Source organism: Amycolatopsis mongoliensis, from assembly GCF_030285665.1.
Lineage (GTDB): Bacteria > Actinomycetota > Actinomycetes > Mycobacteriales > Pseudonocardiaceae > Amycolatopsis > Amycolatopsis mongoliensis.
In genome coordinates, this window is record NZ_CP127295.1 from 9,977,316 (window position 1) to 10,000,711 (window position 23,396).

Sequence of the window (23,396 nt, forward strand, 5' to 3'; positions counted from 1 at the left end):
GCCGGATCTCGGTGGCTCTTGGCATTCCAGCCACTGCCGGGCCCGCGGGCGAGCGGATAACTTCGGCGCGTGTCGAAATTCCTGCTCTCGGTCCACGTCCTGGCGGCGGTGCTCGCCGTCGGCCCGGTCGCCGTCGCGGCCAGCATGTTCCCCGCCGCCGTCCGGAAGGGAAACCTCGAGATCGCGAGGATGCTGCACCGGATCTGCCGCGTGTACGCCTACGCCGCCATCGCGGTCCCGGTGTTCGGCTTCGGCGTCGCGGGCATGATGCACGTCATGGGCGACCCGTGGCTGCTCGTGTCCATCGGGCTGACCGCCGTCGCGGCCGCGGTGCTCGCCGTGCTGGTGCTGCCGCGGCAGCGACGACTGCTGACCGAAGAGTCCACTTCGGACAAGCTGGGCCGGCTCGCCATGGTCACCGGGGTGTTCAACCTGCTGTGGGCGGCGGTGACGGTGCTGATGATCGTGCGGCCGGGCTCCTCGACCGGCGCCTAGTGTCGGGTGTCTGAGGTTCGTCGACAGCGGCCCGGGCCCTGCGCGCCGAAGTGGCGTCGGGTGCATCGGAGCTGGATCTGCCGAGGGTCGCGGCGGCTGGTCCGGCGACATGAATGAGTCATTCATGTCGCCGGACGAGGTGAATGGGTCATTCACTGCATCGCGGCCGGGGCCTGCACGGGCCGGGCTCTCCTGGCGCAGGTTCCCGCCGCCCCGAACGTCGAACACCTTGCAACGCACGACACTAGCCGGGCACGCGGACCGCGACGAAGTCCGGCCGCCGCCGCTGGGCGAACCCGAGGGAGAGGTAGAGGCGGATCGCGGAGGTGTTGCTCGCGGCCGCGTGCATCATCGGCGTTTCGCCGCGCTCGCGGATGCCCGCCGCGACGGCGAGGACGAGCCGGGTCGCGAGGCCCTGCCCGCGGTACGCCGGGTCCGTGCAGACCGCGCTGATCTCGGTGTAGCCCGGCGGGTGCAGCCGCTCCCCGGCCATCGCGACCAGTGCGCCGTTCCGCCGGATCCCGAGGTACGTGCCGAGCTCGACGGTCCGCTTCCGGAACGGCCCCGGCTTCGTCCGCTCGACGAGGTCGAGCATCTCCGGCACGTCCGCGAGCCCCAGCCGGACGGCTTCCGGGTCCCGCGCGGCCGCGACGCCCTCGTCGACGAGCTGGACGCCGGGAAGCGCATCGAGCACTTCCCAGCCCGACGGCGGCCGCGCGGCGGTGCCGGCGAGCACGACGACCGCTCCCGGCCCGGCCAGCTCGGCGACGTCCAGCCAGTCCCGCTCTTCGGGAGCATCGGGAAGGGCGAGGAAGGGAGCGACGTCCACGGGGTAGCGCAGCACGCGTCCACGCCGTTCCGCGAAGTGGGCGTGCGGGCCGGTCAGCGACGCCCGAGTCGGGTTGTCCAGCGGAGAATCCACGGCACCAGGATGCTCGAAACCGCCGGCCTCGCGGCGGCACTCCCACATCCTGAGCAAGCGCTCAGCCGACCGTCGTCAGCTCGTCGTCCGAGAGCACGCCGGACCCGGACGAGACGACGAGCCTGCCGCCGCCGACCTGGTAGGTGTAGTCGCCGTTCTTCGCGACGAAACCGTCGCCCGAAGCCTGGGCCGGCAGCGCGATGTGGGTGTCGTCCGAGGCCGCCTGACCGCGGGCCTGGCCGTCGTAGAAGATCCGGCCGTCGGGCACCTGGCAGATCGTGATCAGGGACTTCGCGGTCTGCGCCACCAGCAGCGCCGTCCCCTGGCCACCCGGCAGGTACCGGGCAGCGTCGCCCGGGCACGGCTTCCCCACCGGTGTGGCCGAGGTCGACGTCGGCGTGGACGTCGACGGCGTGACCGGCGGGGTGAGGGCGTTCGCGGTCGTGACCACGGTCTTGGTCGTCGGCAGGGCGGGGGTCGTGTACGACGGGAACGGCCCGGCCGCGTCCGGCGTGGGCTTCGAGCGCCCGGTGAACAGCAGAACGCCGCCGATCGCGACGCCGGCGACCAGCATCAGGGTCAGCAGCACCCACAGCGCCCGCGCGCGAGCCCGGCCCGGGGCCAGGCTCGCGCAGGTACCGCACCGCCCGGCCGCGGGGTCGTTGACCGCGCCGCACTGTGCGCACGTCCAGGGGGAACCCGTCATCGGGCCTCCTTCGCCCCGGCGCGGAAGCACGCCGGCCCCTCATCGTCACCGACGCGGGCTCGGGCTGCAACGCCCCGTTACGCCTGATGGACGACGTTGACCATCCACGGGATGCCGAACTTGTCGATGCAGGCACCGAAATGTTCGTGCCCGGGGTGTGGTCCATCCCGGTCGGCGTGTCCGCGGCCATCAGCCTGAAGCCGTTTTCCGCCACCAGCTGGGCGTGCATGATCTTCTCCGCGTCCGCCCCTTCGGGTGATCCGAATTCCCCGAACGTGTTCACCGTGAGGGTGCCGCCGAAGATGCACTCGTAGAACTCCATGGCCTGGCGCGCGTCATCGCGGAGGCCCGTGACCTCGACAAACGCGGGAATTTCAGACGACGAACCGGCGGTGCGCGTGCGGTTCCAACGGCAGCGCGCCGTGCAGCGCGGCCCGGGCGCGCAGCTCGAGCGCGCGGTCGAGGGGTGCGGTGCCGGCGGCGGGCGCGGTGTGGAACGTGCCGCGGTCGAACAGGTAGACCAGCGCGAGCTTGCGGTCGCGGCGCCCGGTCGGCTCGGCGAACTCGACGCTCGCGGACCGCAGGCAGCCGCCGTAGCCCGCCCGGGTCAGCCGGTCCGCGACGTCGACCAGGTCGGCGGTCAGCACGCGCAGGTCGCGGTTGCGCCGCCAGCAGCGGACCGTCGAGCGACCGTGGAGATCCTGCGTCACCAGCGGGTGCACCGGCAGCCGGGCCGACGTCGCGGCGATCAGCTCCGCCTCGGTGCGGGCCAGGGCGTCGCCGTCCACTTTGAAGCCGACGGTGCCGCCGCCGGTGGGCGTGAGGCCGAGCGCGGCGCGCATCCGCGGGGCGGCCGCGGCGAGGGTGTAGAGGGACTGCAGGTGCGGACGGGACGTCCAGCAGCGGACGAGCTTGCTGTCCAGCAGGGTCACGGGCGGTGTGTCCTATCTCCGGTCGAGAAGACCGCCGGGCCGGGCGCACTGGCAATGTCCACAGTGGACGTCAGGCACGGGGACGCGGGGTCGGAAAGGACAGCATGCGCCCGCGGCCACCGGTTCCGGACCGGAACCCCGCGATCACGCGGCGAACGGCAGCACTTCGCCGCCGAACGGTCACTCCGAGTCAGGTTCAGCCGATCAGCGGTATCCCTCTCGCCTCACGCCGCCGAAACGACGACCTTCCCGAGGTTGCGGCGGCTCCGGAACCGGTCGAACGCCGCGACGGCGTCGTCGAACGGGAAGACGCTGTCGACGACCGGCTCGATCAGGCGGACCGCGAGCCACCGGACGAGGTCCTCGGTGTCCTCGCGGCTGCCGACCCAGATCTTCCGCACGGTCGCGCCGCTGCGGAAGAGGTCCATGAAGTCGACCGGGGCGCCCCCGGTGCCGACGAACCCGACGAGCGCGATGTCGGCGTGGTGCGTCCCCGCCGCGACGAGCGACTGCGCGAACGTGCCGGGCCCGCCGACCTCGACGATCCGGTCCGCGCCCCGGCCGTCCGTCGCGTCGAGGACGGATTTGCCCCACTCGGGCGTCGCGGTGCAGTCGATGACGACGTCGGCGCCGAGTCCGGTCAGCTTGGCCGCCTTCGCCGCGCTCGACGTCGTCGCGACGACCCGGGCGCCGTGCTGCTTGGCCAGCTGCAGGGCGAACAACGACACGCCGCCCGTGCCGAGGGTCAGCACGACCTCGCCCGGACGCAGCGGCGTCCCGCCGTTCAGCGACGTCCACGCGGTGACCGCGGCGCACGGCAGCGTCGCCCCTTGTTCGTAGCTCAGGGAATCCGGCAGCGCGACGAGCGCGTGCTCGCCGACGGTGCGGTACTCCGCGAGCCAGCCGTCCTGGCCGTTCCCGTAACCGACCAGGGCGTCCGGCAGCCGTCCGGCGATCCAGTTCGAGTGGAAGGCGTTGATCACCCGGTCCCCGACGGCGAAGCGCGTCACGCCGTCGCCGACCGCGGCGACCTCGCCCGCGGCGTCGGACACCGGGATCAGGTTCCCGGGCCCGTTGGTGAAGTGGCCGCCGTCGAGGATGAGCAGGTCCCGGTAGTTCAGCGACGTCGCCCTGACCCGGACGAGCACCTCCCCGCGCTGCGGTTCGGGAACGGGCTCTTCGTGCCGGACCAGGCGTCCGGATTCGGGACGGTAGACGCGCACCGCCGACTCCCTCATGTTAATCGATTGGCTAACATCGACCATGGCACAGCCGGCCGCGTCCCGGCAACCAGGGATACTCGGACCATGGCCAGCCGCACCGCGACCCCCCTGGAGCACCCTGCCCTCGAAGACGTTTCGTTCCCCGAGGCCCTGGAAGCCCTGCGCGACCCGCACCGGCTGGCCATGGTCGCCGCCCTCGCGCGCGAACCCGGCCAGTCGTGCGGCGCGATCATGCCGCCGGTCAGCAAGCCCGCAGCGTCCCGGCACTTCAAGATCCTCCGCGCGGCCGGCCTGCTGAAGCAGTGGGACAGCGGCACGCAGCGGCTGAACGCGTTGCGCCGCGAAGAGTTCGACGCCCGCTTCCCCGGCCTGCTCGACCTGGCCCTCGCCGAAGCCGCGCGCCTGCCGGACTGAGTTCCGCCCATTTCTCCCCTACCAGACATTTAGCGTTGCTAATAGATCTGAGTCAGAGCTACCTTGACGGCATGACCGAACTCGCCGAACGGCTGCTCGGCGCCGTCCAGGGGATCCGCCGGGTGGTGCGCCGCCGGGTGCGCGCCGACGTACCCGGCTTCCCGCTGCCCGGCGCGCAGGTCGAGGTCCTGCGCGTGGTGGCCGACCAGCCCGGCGTCGGCGTCGCCGCGGCCGCGCGCGAGCTGCACCTGGCCGCCAACTCGGTCAGCACGCTGGTGAACCAGCTCGTCGACGCCGGCCTGCTGCGCCGCGAAGCCGACCCCGCCGACCGGCGCGCGGCCCGGCTGGAGGTCACCGACGCCGCGCGCGACCGGATGGCGTCGTGGCGGCGCGCCCGGACCGGGCTCGTCGCCGAAGCGCTCACCGGACTGTCCGAAGAGGACACGGCGGCGATCGAACAGGCGTTGCCGGCGCTCGAGAAACTCATGGGCATCCTGAAGGAGCAGCCATGACCGAACCCGCGGTGCGGTGCACCGACCTGAGCCACTCGTTCGGCACGACCCGGGCGGTGGACGGCGTCGACCTGGAGATCTCGCCCGGCGAGGTGTTCGGCCTGCTCGGCCCGAACGGCGCCGGCAAGACGACGACGCTGCGGATGATCACCACGCTGCTGCCCACCACGCCGGGCCGCATCACGGTCTTCGGCGTCGACGTCGCACGCCGCCGGATGGCCGTGCGGCGGCTGATCGGCTACGTCCCGCAGCAGCTGTCGGCCGACGGCGCGCTGACCGGCCGCGAGAACGTCGCGTTGTTCGCACGGCTCTTCGACGTGCCGCGCGCGCGACGCGACGCCGAGGTCCGGCGCGCCCTCGACCTCGTCGGACTGGCGGACGAAGCCGATCGCGTCGCGAAGGGCTACTCCGGCGGCATGATCCGCCGGCTCGAGCTCGCCCAGGCCCTGGTCAGCTCGCCCCGGCTGCTGATCCTCGACGAGCCGACGATCGGGCTGGACCCGGTCGCCCGCTCGGCCGTGTGGGAGCGGATCACGCAGATCCGCACCGACACCGGCATGACCGTGCTCGTCACCACGCACTACATGGACGAGGCCGAGCAGTACTGCGACCGCGTCGCGCTCATGCACACCGGCCGGATCCGGGCGCTGGGCACCCCCGCCGACCTCGAGACCGACCTCGGCCCGGGGTCCACATTGGACGACGTGTTCCGGGCGGTCACCGGCGACCGCCTCGAGACCGACGAAGGAGGGATCCGCAGTGTCCGTGCCGCTCGCCGCACCGCCCGCCGTCTCGGCTGACCCCGGTCCGCTGCGCCAGGTGCGCATCCTCGCCGCCCGCGTCGGCGCGATGTGCCTGGTGGAGTTGCAGAAGCTGCGCCGCGACCAGACCGAGCTGCTCACCCGGGCGATCCAGCCCGCGCTGTGGCTGCTGATCTTCGGGGAGACGTTCACGCGCCTGCGCGCGATCCCGACCGGCTCGACGCCGTACCTGGACTACCTGGCGCCCGGCATCCTCGCGCAGTCGGCGTTGTTCATCTCGATCTTCTACGGCATCCAGATCATCTGGGAGCGCGACGCGGGCGTGCTCGCCAAGCTCCTGGTGACCCCGACCCCGCGCGCCGCGCTCGTCGCCGGAAAGGCGTTCGCCGCCGGTGTCCGCGCGCTCGTGCAGGCCCTGATGGTGCTGATCCTGGCGGCGATCCTCGGCGTCGGGCTGACCGTGAACCCGCTGAAGCTGCTGGCGATGGCCGTCGTGCTCGTGCTCGGGTCGGCGTTCTTCTGCTGCCTGTCCATCGTGATCGCCGGGATCGTGCTGTCGCGGGAACGGCTGATGGGCATCGGCCAGGCGATCACGATGCCGCTGTTCTTCGGCTCGAACGCCCTGTACCCGGTGGACCTGATGCCGTCGTGGCTGAAGGTGCTCAGCCACGTCAACCCGCTGAGCTACCAGGTCGACGCGCTGCGCGGGCTGCTGATCGGCACCCCGTCGCACCTCGGACTCGACTTCGGCGTGCTGGCCGCGGCGACCGTCGCCGCGATCGCCGTCGCTTCGGCACTGCTCGGCAGGTTGGCCCGGTGAGGCACATGTCTCACCGAACGGAACCTTTATCGCGGAATGCCTAATCTTGATTCCGTGAATCGTGGCCGGGGCGTGGTCCCCTTTGTCGGATTGTGCGTGCTCGCCGGAATTCTGGTGGCCGGGACGGCGGCGCCCGCCGCCATCGGCGCGGGCTTGTTGTCGAATCAGGTCAGCGATTCGGTCGACGCCATTTCCGCCCAGCTGGCCGCCGCCGATCCGCCGCTGACCACGACGGTGACCGACCGGGACGGCACGCCGATCGCGACGCTGTACGCGCAGTACCGCCTGCCGGTGACCCCGGCGGGTATCGCGACGACGATGAAGGCCGCCATCATCGGGATCGAGGACCGCCGGTTCTACACCGAAGGCGGCGTCGACCTGCAGGGCATGCTCCGCGCAGCGGTCAACGACAGCGCCGGCGGGTCGCTGCAGGGCGCGTCGACGATCACCCAGCAGTACGTCAAGAACTACCTCGTCAACGTCGTCGACCGGAACAACCCGATCGCGCAGCAGGAAGACCGCGAAGACTCGCTCGCGCGCAAGCTGCGTGAGGCGAAAATGGCCGTCCAGCTCAACGACACCACGAGCAAGGACGACATTCTGGCGAATTACCTCAACGTGGTCGAATTCAGCGGAACCGTGTACGGGGTCGGCGCCGCGGCGAAAGCCTACTTCGGGACGACGGCGGACAAACTGACCGTGCCGCAGGCGGCGTTGCTCGCCGGAATGGTGAACAACCCCAGCGTCTACAACCCGTACACGCACCCGGACAAGGCTCTGCAGCGGCGCAACCTCGTCATCGACGCCATGGTCACCAACGGCTCCCTCCCGGCGTCCTACGCGGCCACGGCGAAGGCGGCACCGCTCGGGCTGCTGCCGAACGGGCCGGTCACACCGTCCGGAACGTGCATGGGCGCGGCGCCGGACGCGGGGTTCTTCTGCGCGTACGCGGAAAGCTACCTGGTGCACGCCGGGTTCACCGCGGACCAGCTGGCCACCGGCGGCTACACGGTCAAGACCACCCTCGATCCGCGCGTCTCCCAGGTGACGAAGGACGCCGTCGACGCGAACGTGCCGACCACGCAGGACGGCGTGGCGAACACCTTCGCCGTCGTGCAGCCGGGCTCGGGCGGCCACCAGGTGCTCGCCATGGTCGCCAACCGCAACTACGGCACGGACCCGGCGCAGGGCGAGACGTCCACCGACATCGTCGCGGACGCCAGCAACGAGTTCGGCGCGGGTTCGTCGTTCAAGATCTTCACCTCGGCCGCGGCGCTCGTCACCGGCAAGGCGGGCCTGGAGACGCCGCTGCCCAACCCGGACAGCCAGTGCTTCACGCCGCCGGACGCCGACGCGCACACGGCGTGCTACACCGTCCACAACGACGGTCACTACGCCGACCCGATCACCCTCGCCGACGGTCTCGCGACGTCGCCGAACGTCGCCTTCGTCGGGCTCGAGAGCCAGGTCGGGATGCCCGCCGTGCTCGACATGGCGTACAAGCTGGGCCTGCGGAACACCCTCGCGACCAACGACGCCGGGGCCGCGCCGAACCCCGCGTCGAGCAACCCGCAGTACAACGAGCCGCAGTCGAAGTACTTCCGGAACCTGCTGTCGTTCACCCTGGGCAACAGCCCGGTCAGCCCGCTGGAGATGGCGAACGTCTCGGCGACGCTGATGAGCGGCGGTGTCTGGTGCCCACCGAACCCGATCCTGTCGGTGACGGACCGGAACGGGAACGCCGTGCCGGTGCAGCAGCAAGCGTGCGAGCAGGTCATCCCGGCCGGCGTGGCGAACACCCTCGAGGCGGGCCTGAGCAAGGACACGACGGACGGCACGTCGGCCCAGGCCGCCCACGCGGCCGGCTGGACCCGCCCCGACATCGGCAAGACCGGCACGACGCAGCAGAGCGAGTCCGTGGCGTTCGTCGGCGGCGTCGACGGCTACGCGGTCTCGTCGATGGTGTTCGCCGACGGCCCGCGCCCGCGCGAAATCTGCCCGGGCACACCGGTGCACCTGGGCGACTGCGGCCACGGCGCGTTCGGCGGCACGGTCGCCGCACCGCCGTACTTCCACGCGATGAGCGAGTTGCTCGCGGGGGTGCCGGACCAGGCGATCCCCGGCCCGGACCCGGCGTACCTGACCGCGCGGACCTAGCGCGGTTCGAGGAAGACGAGCGGGATCTCACGCTCGGTCTTCGTCTGGTACTGCGCGTAGTTCTTGAAGTCGCCGGAGATCTTCAGCCAGAGCTTCGCGCGTTCGTCGGCGTCGGCGACCCGCGCGTGCATCGGCCGCTTCGGGGCGCCCTTGAGCGACACCTCGACGGCCGGGTTGTCGCGCAGGTTGAGGAACCACGCGGGGTGCGTGTCGTCCCCGCCGCGCGAAGCCACGACGACCAGCGTGTCGCCTTCCTGGTGCGGCGAAGTCAGCAGGACCGACCGCGGCTGCCCGCTCTTGCGGCCGGTGGTGGTGAGCTCCAGGACCGGCATGGCGGCGTGCCAGCCCACCCGGCCGCCCGTGAGCTTGATCAGGCCGCGGTGCACGGCGTTCATGGTCTTGAGGGCGAAATCGCTCGGCATGATCACAATCTAGCCCCCGAGTTCGGGGAAACCGCCACGCGGCGGCGCACCGGTGTGCGAGGCTGCGCGGCGAACACAGGACCTGGGAGAAAGAAGTACCGATGCTGATCTGGGGCTGGCGAACGCGGATCTACGTGCTGGCGATGACGACCTTCCTGTGCGGCCGGTGCGGCAACCCCGCCTCGCACGCGGTGCGCAAGGCGGTCACGAAGTTCACCCTCTTCTTCATCCCGCTCTTCCCGATCGGCGTCAAGTACTCCGCGCAGTGCACGTTCTGCGGGATCGAGAACCGGATCCCGAAGGAGGACGCCGTCCGCCTGCAGGCGCAGGAGGAGCAGGGGCAGCAGCAGGCGCCGGGGTACCCGCAGCAGCCGCCGTCGCAGGGTTTCCCGCAGCAGGGGGCGCCGCAGGGCTTCCAGCAGGCGCCGCACCCGTCCCAGCCGCAGGGTTTCCCGCAGCCGCAGCACCCGTCGCAGGGGGCTCAGCAGCAGTATCCGCAGCAGGGCCAGTTCCCCCAGCAGGGTCAGTTTCCCCACCAGGGCAGCTGATCCGGCCGACGCTCGAGCGCCGGAACTGTCACTGACCGGCCTCGGGGGTCGGAAGCCTGGGCCGTCCTTTTCGGACAATCAGGCACAAAACTCGCTTTACCGACCTCCCCGCAATCAGGCGAGGGCTACCTGCGGCCGGCGCGTCAGGCACCGACCGGCGCGAACCGCGTGGCCCGGCGCGCGATCAGGGCCGACATCCCGGCGAACCGGCCGTAAACCGCCGCGAGCAGCACCACGTCGACCGCGGCCGCCGCGCCACCCTCGCGCGCCTGTTCGCGCAGCCCCCGCTCCGCCGCCACGGCGAGCGCGACGGCGTCGCCCACCCCGGCGTCACCTTCCCCGGCGAGCAGCCCCTGCAACGCCCTGGCGGCCGCCACCGCGTGCCCGCCCAGCCGCCCGAGCGCGGGCCGCACGTCCACCGGCACCCGCCGCGGCTCCGCGACCTCCCGCGCAAGACCACCCATCCGAGTGAGATCCGCGGCGGTGTGGGCGGCCGCGACGACCGCCTTCACGTCCTCCTCCCGCGGCGCGTGCAGGGCCAGCAGCGCACACGCCTGGTCCTCGCACGCGGCCCCGAGCGCGGCGATCGCGGCAACGTCTTCCCGCACCCGTCCGCCCAGCGTGTGGTCACTTTCGAGGACGGAACGGGTGGCCTCTTCGAACGCGTTCGCGACCAGCGCGCACAGGTCCGCCAGCCGGTGGGCGAGCGTGCCCAGCTCCTTCTGAAACGCCGTCGGCATGGCGGCAGGAAACCAGCCCGGCCGGGTGTCGGCATCTCGTCGCCCGGCCCGGAACTGTCGGACCCCCGTGCTCTCCTCGTCGGCGAGAGCGGTGCACCCCGCACCCGGAGGAGAAGGAGGAGACCGATGGCAGGCGAAACGCTGGTCACCGTGGTCGGCAACCTGACGACCGACCCCGAGCTGCGGTTCACCCCGTCCGGCGCCGCGGTCGCGAACTTCACGGTCGCGTCCACGCCGCGCACGTTCGACCGCGAGTCCGGCGCCTGGCGCGACGGCGAGGCGCTGTTCCTGCGCTGCAGCCTGTGGCGGCAGTACGCGGAGAACGTCGCGGAGTCGCTCGGCCGCGGAGCCCGCGTGCTCGTCCACGGCCGGCTGAGACAGCGGTCGTACGACACGAAGGAGGGCGAGAAGCGCACCGTGACGGAGCTGGACGTCGACGAGATCGGCCCGGCCCTGCGGTACGCCACGGCGAAGGTGACCAGGCTCAGCCGGGCCGCGGGCGGCGAGGCGAGCAGTTCGTGGACACCGGAGCCGGCGGTCGCCGGGTCGCCTCCGTTCTGAGCCCTTCCGGGCTCGTCCGGCGTCCGAACGCCGTCGACGGGAAATCGACCCGGGCTCGACCGGCGGCGGTGACGATGGACGGACGCTTCTGGCCGGGCCGGTTCCGGATGTGCTGTCGAAATCCCGTCAGCTGGTTCGACGCATGGGTAGGACGAGGTCGAACCACGAGCGGGAGGGACCGAGATGAACGGGAACGAACAGACCGCAACGCCGGCCGTGCGCCCCCTGGTGAACCACCGGATGCTGGCGATGCTGCGAGCGGTCGGTGTGGGCCGCGGCCGGGTCTCCTGCAGCAGCGAGCCCGATTTGTTCATCGACGGCCTGTCGTGCGGCGACCAGTTCGCCGCGCACGCACTGGCCCACCAGGGCCTGGTCCGCGCGGGCCGCCCCGGTCTGCCGGGCGAGCTGGTCCCGGCGATCCTGACGGCCGAGGGCCGGGCGGTCGTCACGGCGCAGCAGCAGCACCACGCCGCCTGACCCGGCGGCGCGAAGATTGACAACTCCACAAAGCGAACACGGCCGTCCCCGCGCCTCGCGGCCCGACCCACCCGGGGCCTCCCGTCCGCTCACCGAGACCGAGTGCGGGCGGGGCACGCGACTACCGTGGCGGACATGAGCAACACCGAGGCCGCCCCCGCCGAGCTCGCTTGTGGCGACCGGGCCACGACCGCCGACCCCGAGCACCCGGCCCTCGAGATCCTCACCCCGCGTGAGGTGCCCCTGGGCGGCCCGCGAGCGATGCGCGTCCGGCGGACGCTCCCCCAGCGGTCGCGGTCGCTGATCGGCGCCTGGTGCTTCGCCGACCACTACGGCCCGACCGACGCGACCGGCGCGATGGACGTCGCCCCGCACCCGCACACCGGCCTGCAGACGGTGAGCTGGCTGTTCGCCGGCGAGATCGAGCACCGCGACAGCCTGGGCACGCACGCCGTGATCCGCCCCGGCGAGCTGAACCTGATGACCGGCGGGCACGGCATCTGCCACTCGGAGGTCTCGACCGGCGCCACGAAGACGCTGCACGGCGTCCAGCTCTGGGTGGCGCTGCCCGAGCGGCACCGGCACACGGCGCGCGCCTTCGACCACTACGTGCCCTCGGTGAACCGGATCGAGGGCGCCGAGATCCGGGTGTTCCTCGGATCGCTGGCCGGGCGCACCTCCCCGATCCCGACGTTCACCCCGCTCCTGGGCGCGGAGATCGTGCTGGGCCCGGACGCCCACATGTCGCTCGGCGTCGACCCCCGCTTCGAGCACGGCATCCTGGCCGACACCGGCGACGTCGTCGTCGCGGGCACCCGCGTCCGCGCGGGCGAGCTGGGCTACATCGGCATCGGCGTGCGCTCCCTGACGCTGAGCAACCGGGGCACGGCGCCGGCCCGGTTCCTCCTGCTGGGCGGGACCCCGTTCGACGAAGAGATCCTGATGTGGTGGAACTTCGTCGGCCGGACCCACGAGGAGATCGTCGCCTTCCGCGAGGCCTGGCAGGCGGAGTCCGACCAGTTCGGCAGCGTCACCGGCTGTACGGGCACCCCGCAGCGGCTGCCGGCTCCGGAGCTGCCGGCGGTCCGCATCAAACCGCGCCGGAACCCGGCTTCAGGTCAGGAAGCCCGCCACGGCTGACACGAACGCGGCCGCGTCGTCCAGCCAGGGATAGTGCGCGGCGCCGGACAGGGCGACGACCCGCGCATCCGGGAACAGCGCGGCGAACTCGACGGCGACCGCCGGGCTGGCGATCCAGTCCAGCTCACCCGCCAGCACCAGCACGGGAGCCTCGACGGCACCGAGCGCGGCCCGGGTGCGCCCGGGTTCGAAAGCACCGTCGGCGTTGTAGACGCGCGCGGCGGCGCCGTTGCGCTGACCGGGCTCGGCGGCCTGGTGCCGCCGGGCGGCGTCGTCCCAGCGGCCGTAGTACATCGGCGCCATGGCGGCCCAGTCGGCGCGGGTCGCCGTCCGGGCGGCGATCGCCTCGTAGGCCGCGGCGGCCGCGTCGAACCAGGGGGCGCCGGCACGCCGGGCCATGATCCGCCGCCGGTCGGCGACGGGCAGCTGCAAGCCGACCGCCCGCGGACTGGGCGCGACGAGCGCGAGCCGGCGCAGCCGCCCGGGATACCGGACGGCGTAGAGGACGGCGAGGCTCGCTCCGGCCGAGTGCCCCAGCAGGTCGAACCGCTCGAGGCCGAGGTGCTTGCGCAGTGCTTCGACGTCCTCGACCTGCCGATCGCACCGATAGGTCGAGGGATCACCGGGCGCCTCGGAGTCCCCCGTCCCCCGCAAATCCAGCACGGCGAGCCGCCGCCGGTCGCCGAGCCCGCCGAGATCCCCCAGGTAGGCCCCGGCCCGCATGGGCCCGCCGGGCAGGCAGACAAGAGGCTCACCGCCGGAGCCGGAAAGGCGAAAGGCGAGCGCGGTCCCATCCGGCGCGGAGAAGATCGGCATCCCCGACCCTGACACTGCCCAGGCGGCCCGGGCAACCCTCACCCGGCAATCGTCCGGCCACGCCACCCTGACGATCTCTCTCGCGCGACCTCGTCCCCTCACCACGCGGGGCACGCACGGCAAGTCGCCTGCCGTCACCGCCCCCGCGCGAGATAAGCCTCCAGAGTCGCCAGCCGATGCTCCCGCGCCAACCGCTCGACCTCCGCCGGATCGCCTCCACCGTCGATCAGCGCGAGCAGCCGCTCGTGCTCCTCGACCGACTTCGGTGCCCGGCCCGGCACGGACGCGAACGTGCTGTCGCGGACCGCGGCGAGCCGGGTCCAGCAGCGCTGCACCAGGTCGACCAGGTTCGGGTTCGGGCAGGCGCTGAACAGCACCTCGTGGAACTCCGCGTTCAGCGCCGTGAACGCGAGCGGGTCGAACTCGGCCAGGCTCCGGCGCATCCGCTCGTTCAGCGCACGGGCGCGGGCCAGGGCCTCCGGTGTGAGCAGCGGCGCGGCGAGCCCGGTGGCCGCGCCTTCGACGATCGCCACCGTCTGCATCGCGTGCCGGTACTGCGTGGGGTCGATGGCCACCACCCGGGCGCCGACGTTCCGCTCGAACTGGATCAGCTCCTCGGCCTCGAGCCGGCGCAGGGCCTCGCGGACCGGCACCGCGCTGACCTCGAGCTCGCGGCCGATCTGGTCGAGGACCAGCCGGTAGCCGGGCCCGTAGCGGCCGTCGAGGATCCTCGCCTTGATCGTCTCGTAGGCCAGCTGGGACTTCGTGATCGGTCTTCCCGCGGACGCGCTGATCATGTAGGAAACCATATATGATCCTGCCGACGGACGATGCCCAGGAGGCCGCGCCGATGCCGATTCCCCCGCCCGCACCCACCGCGGCCGACCTGATCGTCGACGGGCTGCGGGCCCACGGCGTCGACACCGTCTTCGGGCTGCCCGGCGTGCAGACCTACGACCTGTTCGACAGCCTGGCGCGCGCGGGCGACCACATCCGGGTGATCGGTGCCCGGCACGAGCAGACGGTGGCCTACATGGCGTTCGGGTACGCCCAGGCGACCGGCCGCACCGGCGTCTACACCGTGGTGCCCGGCCCCGGTGTGCTCAACGCTTCGGCCGCGATGCTCTCGGCGCACGGGGCCAGCGCGCCGGTGCTGTGCCTGACGAGCGAGATCCCGCGCGCGTACCTCGGCCGCGGGCTCGGGCACCTGCACGAGATGCCCGACCAGCTGGCCACCCTGCGGACGATCACCAAGTGGTCGGCGCTGGTCGAGCACCCGGTCGAGGTCCCGGACGCGCTCGCGACCGCCTTCCGCGAGGCCGCGGGCGGGCGGCCGAGGCCGGTTTCCCTGGCGGTGCCCTGGGACGTGCTGGGGCTGCGCGCTCCCGCCGAAGCGGCCGGCCCGCTGCCACTGCCCCGCCCGGCCGTCGACCCGGCGGCCCTCACCGAGGCGGTGGAACTGCTGGCGGGCGCGAAGAACCCGATGATCATGGTGGGCGGCGGCGCCCGGCACGCGGCCGCGGAGGTCCGGGCGCTGGCCGAACGGCTGCAGGCGCCGGTGGTGCCGTTCCGCGGCGGGCGCGGCATCGTCGGCGACGACCACCCGCTGGGCTTCACCTGCGTCTCCGGCTTCGAGCGGTGGGCGGAGACCGACGTGGTGATCGGCATCGGGTCGCGGATGGAACTGTCCTGGTTCCGCTGGCCGGAGAAGCCCGCCGGCCTCAAGACGATCCTGCTCGACATCGACCCACGGCAGACGACCCGGCTGGACGCGGACGTCGCGATCGTCGCCGACGCCGCCGACGCCACGGCCGCGCTGGCCGAGGCCGCCGGTCCACAACGGACGGACCGGACCGCGGAGTTCACCGCGCTGAAGGCGACCGTGGCCGCGCGGTTCGCCGACGTCGGGCCCGAACTGGAGTACCTGAAGGCGATCCGGGACGTACTGCCCCGCGACGGCTTCTTCGTCGAAGAGATCTGCCAGGTCGGCTTCGCGTCCTACTTCGGGTTCGAGGTCTACTCGCCGCGCACCTTCGTCACCTGCGGCCACCAGGGCACGCTCGGCTTCGGCTACCCGACGGCCCTCGGCGTGCAGGCGGCCTTCCCCGGCCGCCCGGTGGTGTCGGTGGCCGGGGACGGCGGTTTCATGTTCGCCGCGCAGGAGCTGGCCACGGCCGTCCAACACGGACTGAACGTGGTGGCGGTCGTGTTCGACAACGGCTCCTTCGGCAACGTCCACCTCGACCAGGAGCGTCTGTTCGAGGGCCGCGCGCTGGGCGGCCGGCTGCGCAACCCGGACTTCGCCCGGCTCGCCGAGACGTTCGGTGCGCTCGGCCTGACCGCGCGCACCCCGGACGACCTGCGGGGTGCGCTGGACAAGGCGTTCGCCGCGGGGCGGCCGGCGCTGGTGCACGTGCCGTGCGAACTGGGTGCCGGGGCCTCGCCGTGGAAGTACCTGATGCCGAACTCGGACCGCAGCTAGTGTCGCGTGTCTGAGGTTCGTCGACAGCGGCCCGGCCCTGCGCGCCAAGGTGGCGTCGGGTGCATCGGACCTGGATCTGCCGAGGGTCGCGGCGGCTGGTCCGGCGACATGAATGAGTCATTCATGTCGCCGGACGAGGTGAATGACTCATTCATGTCGCCGCGGGAGGGGCTGCCCGGGCCGGGCTCTCCTGGCGCAGGTTCCAGCCGCCCCGAACGTCGAACAGCTTGCCACGCCCGACACTAGCCGGCGGTCACGCGCTCGAGCGCGGCGAAGACGCGGTCGACGTCGGCCGGGGTCGTCCGCCAGTTGCTGAAGGCGGCCCGCAACGCGGGGCGGCCGCCGTACACGGTCGACGTGAGGAAGGTGGTCCCGTCCTCGGCGATGGCGCGGACGAGAGCGTCGATCCGGTCCTGCGTGACGTCCTCGGCCGGGGCGAAGCACACGACGTTGAGCCGCACCGGCGCGAGCAGCCGCCAGTGGGGCGAGCCGTCGAGACGTGCGCCGAGGTCCCGGGCGAGCGACACGCAGCGCTCGACGATCTCGCGGTGCCCGTCCCGGCCGTAGGCGACGAGCGAGAACCAGGCCGGGAGGGCGCGCAGCCGCCGGGAGTTCTCCGGCGTGAGGTGCAGGAAGTCCGGGGTCTCGCCGATCTCGCCCAGGTAGGCGGCGTTGTTGCTGAAGACGCGCAGCTGCAGGTCGCGGCGGCGGGTGAACTGGACGGCGGAGTCGTAGGGCACGTTGAGCCACTTGTGCAGGTCGACGACCACGGAATCGGCCTGGTCGAGGCCCGCGGTCAGCGCCGCGTGCTCCGGCGCGAGCGCGGCGAACCCGCCGAACGCGGCGTCGACGTGCAGCCAGAAGTCGTACCGCTGCTTGAGCGCGGCGATCGCGCGCAGGTCGTCGAAGTCGACGGTGTTCACGGTGCCCGCGTTCGCGACGACGATGGCCGGCCCGTCGAGCGATTCGAGCGCCTCGGCCAGTTTGGCGACGTCGACGGCTTCGCGGCCCGGCAGCACCGGCACCTTCCGCAGCGCCGACCGGCCCATCCCGAGGAACGACAACGCCTTCAGGATGCTCGAATGCGGCGAGCCGGACAGCACGGTGACCGGGCCGAGCGCGGCGGCGCCGTCTTCGGACACCGAGATCCCGGCGCGCTCGCCGAGCCATTCGCGGGCGATGGCGAGACCGGTGACGGTGGACATCGTGGCGCCGGTGACGAACGCGCCGGAGAACTCCGCGCCGAGCCCGAACAGCTCGGCCAGCCAGCCGACCGTCTCGCGCTCCAGGTCCTGGGCCGAGGAGTCCATGCCGCTGGCGGGGTTCTGGTCGTAGGCGGCGGTGAGCCAGTCGCCGGCCAGCGACGCCGGGGTCGCGCCCCCGGTGACGAACCCGAGGTAGCGAGGCCCGGCGCTGCCCGCGAAACCGGCTTCCCAGCGGTGCGAGAACTCCTCCAGCGCACCCCGGGCCCCGGCCCCTGCGAGCGGCAGCGGCGCGCGGGCCACGCCGACGGGCGGGACGGCGGCGGGCCGCTCATCCAGCCCCGCAAGCGCTTCCCCGGCGAGTTTCCGCGCAGCGTCCAACAGGTCGGGCAGGGAGTTCAGGTCTTCGGCAAGCCTCGGATGCACCCCACCGACGCTAGGCGCCGCCGGCCGCGCTGTCGCGGTCCAATCCCCCGAAACTGGCCCGCCCCGCCACCCAGCAATCACACGTGATGCCCCTCCAATCACGCGTGATGCCCGCCCAAGCACAGGAGATGCCCGCACAAGCACGCGAACCGACCGTCGAGGTACGCGAACCGACCCTCCAGGCACGCCAGCCGACCGCCCGGACAGCCGACCGGGCGCAGTCAGCGGCGCCGAAGCCGCCGGACCCGGGCCTCCGCCGGGTCGAACGCCACCCGCCTCAGCGGCATCACGAGCAGCAGGACCACCGCCATCGCCGAGAACGCGGCGAGCACCATCGCGGCGACGAACTGGGCGGCGCCGGAGGTCGCCGTCCCGAGGATCAGGTACCCCGCCAGTACCAGCGCGACCGGTGCCAGCAAGCCGCAGAGCACCGGCACGAGCGGCACCCGGTCACCGTCGGGGCGGCGGGCGGACACCACCGCCGCCCCGGCGCAGGTGACCGCGGCGACCAGGAGACAGCCGCCGACGGTGTCGCTCAACCGGTGCCAGCCCAGCGCCACGGCCGCGGCCGAGACCCAGGCGACGCCGACCCCGCCGGCCACCAGGGCCTGCGGGCGGAAGCGGCGCGGCAGGACGATCGCGAGCGCCACCAGCACGGCCATCGCCGCGCTGACGTGCCCGCTGGGGAAGCTGTTGTGGCTCGCGACGCCGAACCTCTCGCCCGTGCTCGGGCGGTCCAGGACGTACAGCTTGAGCAGCTGCGCCACCACCAGCGGCGCGGCGAGCATCAGCAGGGCCGTCACGCCCAGTGCGAACCGCCGCCGCGCCAGGGCGATCACCACCAGCAGCACCGCGACGCCGCCGAGCACGACCACCAGGTCGGTGTCGCGCAGCGGGTTCGCCCACTCCACCGTCGTCCCCGCGGTCTGGGCACTGCGGACGACGCCGTTCTCGACGCCGCGGCCGGCCTCGGTGCGGACGAAGAGCAAGTAGGCCGCGACGAAGGCGAAGGCGAACCCGGCCGCGCTCGCCGCGAGCACGGCGGTGCGGGACACGGCCCGGGTCACGAGCGCGTGGCGCCCGGCCGGCGGAGTGGCGGGGCGTACCTCGGAAATGATCACTGCCATGTCTTCGAGCCTGGACCCGGCATTTCGAGATCCCGTCAGGGCGATGTCATGGTTTTGCTACAAGATCCGCCCGAGTCGCCACGACGTGCGCTTTTCCGAATAATGGCGCCGTGGCCGAGGTACTGGTGGTAGAGGACGACGCGGCGGTACGGGAAGGCCTGCAACTGGCCCTGCGCCGGCAGGGACACGTGGTGCACACCGCGGAGTCGGGCGAGCTCGGCATCGAGGTGCTCGTGCACCAGCACCCCGACATCGTCGTGCTCGACCTCATGCTGCCCGGCATGGACGGCTTCGAGACGTGCCGGCGGATGCGCGCGTCGGGACCGATCCCGATCATCATGCTCACCGCGCGCAGCGACGACTTCGACGTCGTGGCCGGGCTCGAAGCGGGCGCGGACGACTACGTCGCCAAGCCGGTCGAACCCCGCGTGCTGGACGCGCGGATCCGGGCCGTGCTGCGCCGCGCCGTCGCGGAGCGGCCGGACGAGCCGCCGCAGCCCGCGGAACGCCACGGCGACCTCGTGATCGACCGGGCCGCGCTCGAGGTGACCAAGCGCGGCGCCCCGGTGTCGCTGACCCCGACCGAGCTGAAGCTGCTGCTGGAGCTCTCGCGCACGCCCGGCCAGGTGTTCAGCCGCCAGCAGATCCTCTCGGCCGTCTGGGACCACGACTACCTCGGCGACTCGCGGCTCGTCGACGCGTGCGTGCAGCGGCTGCGCGCGAAGATCGAAGACGTGCCGGCGAAACCGGCGCACGTGCAGACGGTCCGCGGGTTCGGCTACCGGTTCGGCCGGTCGTGATCCGGCAGGTCCGCTCGTGGCTGGCCGGGCTGCGGCCCCGGCTGGTCGCCGCCTTCGCGGTCATCATGATCCTCGGCGCCACCGCCGCGGCCGGCGCGAGCTACGTCTCCGCGCGCAACGCGATCCTCAAGGGCATCCAGGACCAGACGATGGTGAAGCTGCGCGACCAGATCGTCGCGTACCTGCCGACCGTGTCGCTGCCGCCGTCCCAGGCCACGCTCGACGCGTTCGCGACCGCGCTCAAGCCCAGCGGCGCGCTGGTCGTCTACCACGACCTGCACTCGTCTTCGAGCATGTCGCCGGACGAGGTGCCCGCCGAACTGCGCCGGACCGTGGCGAGCAGCACGAACATCCAGTTCCAGCGGGTCGACGCCCACGGGTTCCCGCAGTTCTACGTCGGGCTCCAGGTGCAGACCGGGTCGGGCGCGACGAGCGGTCTCGAGGTCTACGCGACGACCTCGCTGGTCCAGCAGCAGGCCGCGATCGACGAACTGGCCCGCCAGGCCTGGCTCGTCTCCGCGCTCGCGCTGCCGTTCGCGGTGGGCGTGGCCCTGCTGGCCGCGCGGCAGGTGCTGCGGCCGGTCCGCGCGCTGAACACCGCGGCCGACCAGCTCGGCCGGGGACGGCTCGACGTGCGGCTGCGCGTCAAGGGCTCCGACGAGCTCGCGCAGCTGGTCACGACGTTCAACCACACCGCGGCGGAGCTGGAGCGCACGGTCGGCACACTGCGCGCGATGGAAGCCGACGCGCGGCGGTTCGTCGCCGACGTCTCGCACGAGCTGCGGACGCCGCTCGCGGCGATGAACGCCGTGACCGACGTCCTCGACGAGGACGCCGGCCAGCTGCCGGCGGACACCGCGGTCGCCGCGCGGCTGGTGTCGGCGGAGACGAAGCGGCTGACCCGGCTGGTGCAGGACCTGATCGAGATCTCCCGGTTCGACGCCGGCCGGGCCGAGCTGCGCCGGGAGGAGCTGGACGTCGCCGCCGCCGTCACCGACAGCCTCGCCGCGCGCGGCTGGGAACCCGGTTCCGACGTGGTCACCGACCTCCCGTCCGGGATCACGGCCGCCCTCGACCGGCGGCGGGTGGACATCGTCGTGGCGAACCTCGTCGGCAACGCGCTGCGGCACGGCGCGCCTCCGGTCGAGGTGGTGCTGCGGGCGGAGGGCGGCGACGTCGTGCTGACCGTCACCGACCACGGTCCGGGCATCCCCGGCGAGGTGCTGCCCCGGATCTTCGACCGTTTCGCGAAGGCGGACACGGCCCGGGCGCGGTCCGAGGGCAGCGGGCTCGGCCTGTCCATCGCGCGCGAGAACGCGCGGCTGCACGGCGGCGACATCACCGCGGCCGACACCGGCACGGGCGCGCGCTTCGAGCTGCGCCTGCCCCGGGCGGCCCGGTTCGTGGAGGCGCGGTGAAGAAGCTCTTCGTCCTGGTCGTGGTGCTGCTGATGGTGAGCGCGTGCGGCATCAAACCGACCGGTGTCGTCCCGGCCGGGCCGGCGCCGACGCTGCGGAACCCGGGCAGCAGCGGTCGCGGCACCGACGTGATCCTCTACTTCGTCATCGACGGGCGGGTGGCCCCGGTGACGCGCTCGACCGGAAGCACCGTGGGCGTCGAGAACGCCCTGTCGATGCTGCTGGCCGGACCGACCGCCGGCGAGGCGGCCGACGGATACGCGACGGCCCTCCCGGCCCGGTCCGGGCCGATCGTGCTGACCCCCGGCCCCCCGGCGGCGATCACGTTCTCGTTCCCCCTGAGGCCGATCGCCGCCGTCGGGATCAACCAGCTGGCCTGCACCGCGTTCGCGGCGCTGGCGGCGCAGAGCAGCTACTCCGTCGACGGCACCATCGCGCTCTCCGGGACGGACGTGCAGCTGCCGTACCAGACGTGCCAGGCGTTCTGAGCGACGCCCGCCGCTTGTCTACTGTGGACACTGCGGTGCACGTCGATCCGATCGAGGCGGGCGAGCAACTGCTCCCCCGTCATGCCCGCCATCGTCGGCCGTCAAGCCGACCTGAAGTCAGGCGCCGGGGTACGGCCGGACCGTCCTGGCCTCCGCCAGCGACCGAGCCCACCAGCTCAGCTGGTCGAGCATCGTCTTCGCCGCCACCGCCGCGGCGTCGTCCGTCGGTGCTCCGTCCGAGCCGAAACGCGCGTGGGCGCCGTGGAAGCTGACCGTGTCGCGGATCGTCACCGCGTGGAGCTCGGCGAAGACCGCCCTCAGGTGCTCGACCGCGCGCAGGCCGCCCGAAGTCCCGCCGTACGAGACGAACGCGACCGGCTTGGCCGTCCACTCCGTGCGGTGCCAGTCGATCGCGTTCTTCAGCGAGGCCGGATAACTGTGGTTGTACTCCGGGGTGACCACGACGAACGCGTCCGCCGCCTCGAGCCGCGGGGTCACCTTCCCGACCGCCGCGACGACCGTCGCCGATGGGGTGGCGCCGAACGCCGGCAGCACCATCGGCAGGTCGGGCTCGGCGAGGTCGACGACGTCGACCTCGAACCCGCCGTGCTCGCGCGCCACGCAGGCCAGCCAGCCGGCCACCACCGGGCCGAACCGTCCTTCCCGGACACTTCCCACGATCACCGCGACCCGCACGGGAGCTTCGGACACACTTCCTCCTTGGCACAGCGGCGTTGTTGCCGTCCGGGCCAGGATCAGACCTCAAGCTCGCTTGAAGTCAAGCGCGCGGCTGTGGTTGGCTGGGAAGCATGGTGAACGCCACAGCCAGGACGCTGCCCGACCTCACCGTCGGCGAACTCTCCCGGCGCAGCGGGGTCCCCGCGTCGGCCCTGCGGTTCTACGAGGACGAAGGCCTCATCCGCAGCCGCCGCACCGCCGGGAACCAGCGCCGCTACTGCCGGGACGCGCTGCGGCGGGTGACCTTCATCCGGATGTCCCAGCGGGTCGGCATGCCGCTGTCGGCGATCCGGGAGGTGCTCGCCCTGCTGCCCGACGACCGCACGCCGACCCGGGCCGACTGGGCGCGGATCTCCCAGTGCTGGCGCCACGACCTGAACGCGCGGATCCGCCAGATGGAACAGCTGCGCGACCAGCTCACCGACTGCATCGGCTGCGGCTGCATGTCCCTGGCCAAGTGCAGGCTCGCCAACCCGGGCGACCGGCTCGGCACCGACGGGCCCGGCCCGCAGCGCCTGGCCGACCACCGCGGGGACGGGTACGAAGACTAGCGGCGTTCCAGCACGCCGCGGACGAACATCGCCTGCCCGGCGTGCTGGATGTCGTCGTCGAGGACGCTGATCAGCCGCACGCCGAGGGACACCGGCGGGTCCCAGGCCTCGTCGACGATCCGGTCGAGCGCCTGCCCGTCGAGCCCCTCGACGAACCGGAGGGTCTGCTCGTGAACGGCGTCGTAGTACCCGGTGAGCAGGTCCGGCCGGTCGACCCGGACCGCTTCGACGTCGGCCGGGCGGTGCCCGTAGCCGGTGTCGCCCGCCGGGAACGGGAGGCCGAACCGCGAAAGCCAGTCCTGACCGGTCCACACCTGCTCGGTCCCGGCCACGCCGGCGACGTGGTCGTCCTGCACCCGGGTGAGGTGCCACACCAGCCAGGCGATCGAGTTGGCCTCGTCGTCCAGCCGGGTCCGGAGCTGCTCGGCGGTGAGCCCTTCCACCGCCGCGTGCACGTGCTCCCGGACCCGGCCGAACCCGTCGACGAGCAGATCGGCCACGTTCATCGGCTGCCTCCC

28 protein-coding genes are annotated in these 23,396 nt (G+C 72.6%); 16 read left to right on the forward strand and 12 right to left on the reverse strand.

Annotated elements, in window-relative coordinates:
* Positions 1-69: 69 nt before the first annotated feature.
* Positions 70-495: a DUF2269 family protein gene (locus QRX60_RS47755; RefSeq protein ID WP_285998080.1), complete on the forward strand. Its 426-nt coding sequence runs from the start codon at positions 70-72 to the stop codon at positions 493-495.
* A gap of 244 nt (positions 496-739) precedes the next feature.
* Here QRX60_RS47755 and QRX60_RS47760 read toward each other — a convergent pair whose 3' ends face one another.
* Positions 740-1,417: a GNAT family N-acetyltransferase gene (locus tag QRX60_RS47760; RefSeq protein ID WP_285998081.1), complete on the reverse strand. Its 678-nt coding sequence runs from the start codon at positions 1,415-1,417 to the stop codon at positions 740-742.
* Between the two features lie 61 nt (positions 1,418-1,478).
* Positions 1,479-2,123: a hypothetical protein gene (locus tag QRX60_RS47765; RefSeq protein ID WP_285998082.1), complete on the reverse strand. Its 645-nt coding sequence runs from the start codon at positions 2,121-2,123 to the stop codon at positions 1,479-1,481.
* Between the two features lie 86 nt (positions 2,124-2,209).
* Between QRX60_RS47765 and QRX60_RS51755 the strand changes: the two genes are divergently transcribed.
* Positions 2,210-2,437, forward strand: a complete 228-nt coding sequence (locus QRX60_RS51755; protein ID WP_408630186.1) for a hypothetical protein — start codon at positions 2,210-2,212, stop codon at positions 2,435-2,437.
* 60 nt (positions 2,438-2,497) lie between these two features.
* Here the strand turns inward: QRX60_RS51755 and pspAB are convergent, their stop codons facing one another.
* Complete coding sequence (gene pspAB / locus QRX60_RS47775) at positions 2,498-3,055, reverse strand: PspA-associated protein PspAB (RefSeq protein WP_285998083.1); 558 nt, start codon at positions 3,053-3,055, stop codon at positions 2,498-2,500.
* A 224-nt stretch (positions 3,056-3,279) separates the two neighbouring features.
* Positions 3,280-4,278, reverse strand: a complete 999-nt coding sequence (locus QRX60_RS47780; RefSeq protein ID WP_285998084.1) for a zinc-dependent alcohol dehydrogenase family protein — start codon at positions 4,276-4,278, stop codon at positions 3,280-3,282.
* Between the two features lie 84 nt (positions 4,279-4,362).
* On the opposite strand from QRX60_RS47780, the gene QRX60_RS47785 reads away from it, so the two are divergent.
* The 5 genes from QRX60_RS47785 (at position 4,363) to QRX60_RS47805 (ending at position 8,942) form a co-directional block, all read left to right on the forward strand.
* A complete protein-coding gene (locus tag QRX60_RS47785; RefSeq protein ID WP_285998085.1) occupies positions 4,363-4,692 on the forward strand; it encodes an ArsR/SmtB family transcription factor in 330 nt (109 codons plus the stop codon).
* 71 nt (positions 4,693-4,763) lie between these two features.
* Entirely contained in the window at positions 4,764-5,204 is a 441-nt protein-coding gene (locus tag QRX60_RS47790; protein WP_285998086.1) for a MarR family winged helix-turn-helix transcriptional regulator, read from the forward strand.
* Positions 5,201-6,004 (forward strand): ABC transporter ATP-binding protein, encoded by an 804-nt coding sequence (locus QRX60_RS47795; protein WP_285998087.1) that lies wholly within the window; start codon positions 5,201-5,203, stop codon positions 6,002-6,004. The genes QRX60_RS47790 and QRX60_RS47795 overlap by 4 nt, the downstream gene beginning before the upstream one ends.
* A complete protein-coding gene (locus QRX60_RS47800) occupies positions 5,964-6,785 on the forward strand; it encodes an ABC transporter permease (RefSeq protein ID WP_285998088.1) in 822 nt (273 codons plus the stop codon). Before QRX60_RS47795 ends, QRX60_RS47800 begins: the two co-directional genes overlap by 41 nt.
* 36 nt (positions 6,786-6,821) lie before the next feature.
* On the forward strand, positions 6,822-8,942 hold the full coding sequence (locus tag QRX60_RS47805) for a transglycosylase domain-containing protein (RefSeq protein WP_285998089.1): 2,121 nt from the start codon (positions 6,822-6,824) through the stop codon (positions 8,940-8,942).
* On the opposite strand, the gene QRX60_RS47810 is transcribed toward QRX60_RS47805, so the two are convergent.
* Entirely contained in the window at positions 8,939-9,364 is a 426-nt protein-coding gene (locus QRX60_RS47810; protein ID WP_285998090.1) for a nitroreductase/quinone reductase family protein, read from the reverse strand. The two genes, QRX60_RS47805 and QRX60_RS47810, sit on opposite strands and share 4 nt — an antisense overlap.
* A gap of 101 nt (positions 9,365-9,465) precedes the next feature.
* Here QRX60_RS47810 and QRX60_RS47815 point away from each other — a divergent pair, with 101 nt between their 5' ends.
* Positions 9,466-9,912, forward strand: a complete 447-nt coding sequence (locus tag QRX60_RS47815) for a zinc ribbon domain-containing protein (RefSeq protein ID WP_285998091.1) — start codon at positions 9,466-9,468, stop codon at positions 9,910-9,912.
* Positions 9,913-10,055: 143 nt separating this feature from the next.
* On the opposite strand, the gene QRX60_RS47820 is transcribed toward QRX60_RS47815, so the two are convergent.
* Positions 10,056-10,652 (reverse strand): PhoU domain-containing protein, encoded by a 597-nt coding sequence (locus QRX60_RS47820; RefSeq protein WP_285998092.1) that lies wholly within the window; start codon positions 10,650-10,652, stop codon positions 10,056-10,058.
* Positions 10,653-10,778: 126 nt separating this feature from the next.
* On the opposite strand from QRX60_RS47820, the gene QRX60_RS47825 reads away from it, so the two are divergent.
* The 3 genes from QRX60_RS47825 to QRX60_RS47835 all read left to right on the forward strand — a co-directional run bounded on the left by QRX60_RS47825 (position 10,779) and on the right by QRX60_RS47835 (position 12,830).
* On the forward strand, positions 10,779-11,213 hold the full coding sequence (locus QRX60_RS47825) for a single-stranded DNA-binding protein (RefSeq protein ID WP_285998093.1): 435 nt from the start codon (positions 10,779-10,781) through the stop codon (positions 11,211-11,213).
* A 183-nt stretch (positions 11,214-11,396) separates the two neighbouring features.
* Positions 11,397-11,690 (forward strand): hypothetical protein, encoded by a 294-nt coding sequence (locus tag QRX60_RS47830; protein WP_285998094.1) that lies wholly within the window; start codon positions 11,397-11,399, stop codon positions 11,688-11,690.
* A gap of 135 nt (positions 11,691-11,825) precedes the next feature.
* Complete coding sequence (locus QRX60_RS47835; protein ID WP_285998095.1) at positions 11,826-12,830, forward strand: pirin family protein; 1,005 nt, start codon at positions 11,826-11,828, stop codon at positions 12,828-12,830.
* On the opposite strand, the gene QRX60_RS47840 is transcribed toward QRX60_RS47835, so the two are convergent.
* A complete protein-coding gene (locus QRX60_RS47840) occupies positions 12,804-13,646 on the reverse strand; it encodes an alpha/beta fold hydrolase (protein WP_285998096.1) in 843 nt (280 codons plus the stop codon). The genes QRX60_RS47835 and QRX60_RS47840 overlap by 27 nt on opposite strands.
* Before the next feature lie 134 nt (positions 13,647-13,780).
* A complete protein-coding gene (locus tag QRX60_RS47845; protein ID WP_285998097.1) occupies positions 13,781-14,455 on the reverse strand; it encodes a GntR family transcriptional regulator in 675 nt (224 codons plus the stop codon).
* Between the two features lie 2 nt (positions 14,456-14,457).
* On the opposite strand from QRX60_RS47845, the gene QRX60_RS47850 reads away from it, so the two are divergent.
* Positions 14,458-16,128, forward strand: coding sequence for a thiamine pyrophosphate-dependent enzyme (locus tag QRX60_RS47850; RefSeq protein ID WP_285998098.1), 1,671 nt, complete (start codon positions 14,458-14,460; stop codon positions 16,126-16,128).
* Positions 16,129-16,370: 242 nt separating this feature from the next.
* Here the strand turns inward: QRX60_RS47850 and QRX60_RS47855 are convergent, their stop codons facing one another.
* Together QRX60_RS47855 and QRX60_RS47860 are read right to left on the reverse strand one after the other, a co-directional pair.
* Positions 16,371-17,756 carry a pyridoxal phosphate-dependent decarboxylase family protein gene (locus QRX60_RS47855; protein ID WP_285998099.1) on the reverse strand — a complete coding sequence of 462 codons (1,386 nt, stop codon included), beginning with the start codon at positions 17,754-17,756 and terminating at the stop codon, positions 16,371-16,373.
* 221 nt (positions 17,757-17,977) lie between these two features.
* Entirely contained in the window at positions 17,978-18,883 is a 906-nt protein-coding gene (locus QRX60_RS47860) for a phosphatase PAP2 family protein (protein WP_408630187.1), read from the reverse strand.
* 110 nt (positions 18,884-18,993) lie between these two features.
* Here QRX60_RS47860 and QRX60_RS47865 point away from each other — a divergent pair, with 110 nt between their 5' ends.
* The 3 genes from QRX60_RS47865 (at position 18,994) to QRX60_RS47875 (ending at position 21,589) form a co-directional block, all read left to right on the forward strand.
* Positions 18,994-19,683: a response regulator transcription factor gene (locus QRX60_RS47865; protein ID WP_285998100.1), complete on the forward strand. Its 690-nt coding sequence runs from the start codon at positions 18,994-18,996 to the stop codon at positions 19,681-19,683.
* A gap of 65 nt (positions 19,684-19,748) precedes the next feature.
* A complete protein-coding gene (locus QRX60_RS47870; protein ID WP_286003847.1) occupies positions 19,749-21,101 on the forward strand; it encodes a sensor histidine kinase in 1,353 nt (450 codons plus the stop codon).
* Positions 21,098-21,589 (forward strand): hypothetical protein, encoded by a 492-nt coding sequence (locus tag QRX60_RS47875; protein WP_285998101.1) that lies wholly within the window; start codon positions 21,098-21,100, stop codon positions 21,587-21,589. The genes QRX60_RS47870 and QRX60_RS47875 overlap by 4 nt, the downstream gene beginning before the upstream one ends.
* 117 nt (positions 21,590-21,706) lie before the next feature.
* Here QRX60_RS47875 and QRX60_RS47880 read toward each other — a convergent pair whose 3' ends face one another.
* Positions 21,707-22,300: an NADPH-dependent FMN reductase gene (locus tag QRX60_RS47880; RefSeq protein ID WP_285998102.1), complete on the reverse strand. Its 594-nt coding sequence runs from the start codon at positions 22,298-22,300 to the stop codon at positions 21,707-21,709.
* A gap of 98 nt (positions 22,301-22,398) precedes the next feature.
* Between QRX60_RS47880 and soxR the strand changes: the two genes are divergently transcribed.
* Entirely contained in the window at positions 22,399-22,878 is a 480-nt protein-coding gene (soxR, locus tag QRX60_RS47885) for a redox-sensitive transcriptional activator SoxR (protein ID WP_285998103.1), read from the forward strand.
* Here the strand turns inward: soxR and QRX60_RS47890 are convergent.
* Positions 22,875-23,384, reverse strand: a complete 510-nt coding sequence (locus tag QRX60_RS47890) for a mycothiol transferase (protein WP_285998104.1) — start codon at positions 23,382-23,384, stop codon at positions 22,875-22,877. The genes soxR and QRX60_RS47890 overlap by 4 nt on opposite strands.
* Between the last annotated feature and the right edge of the window lie 12 nt (positions 23,385-23,396).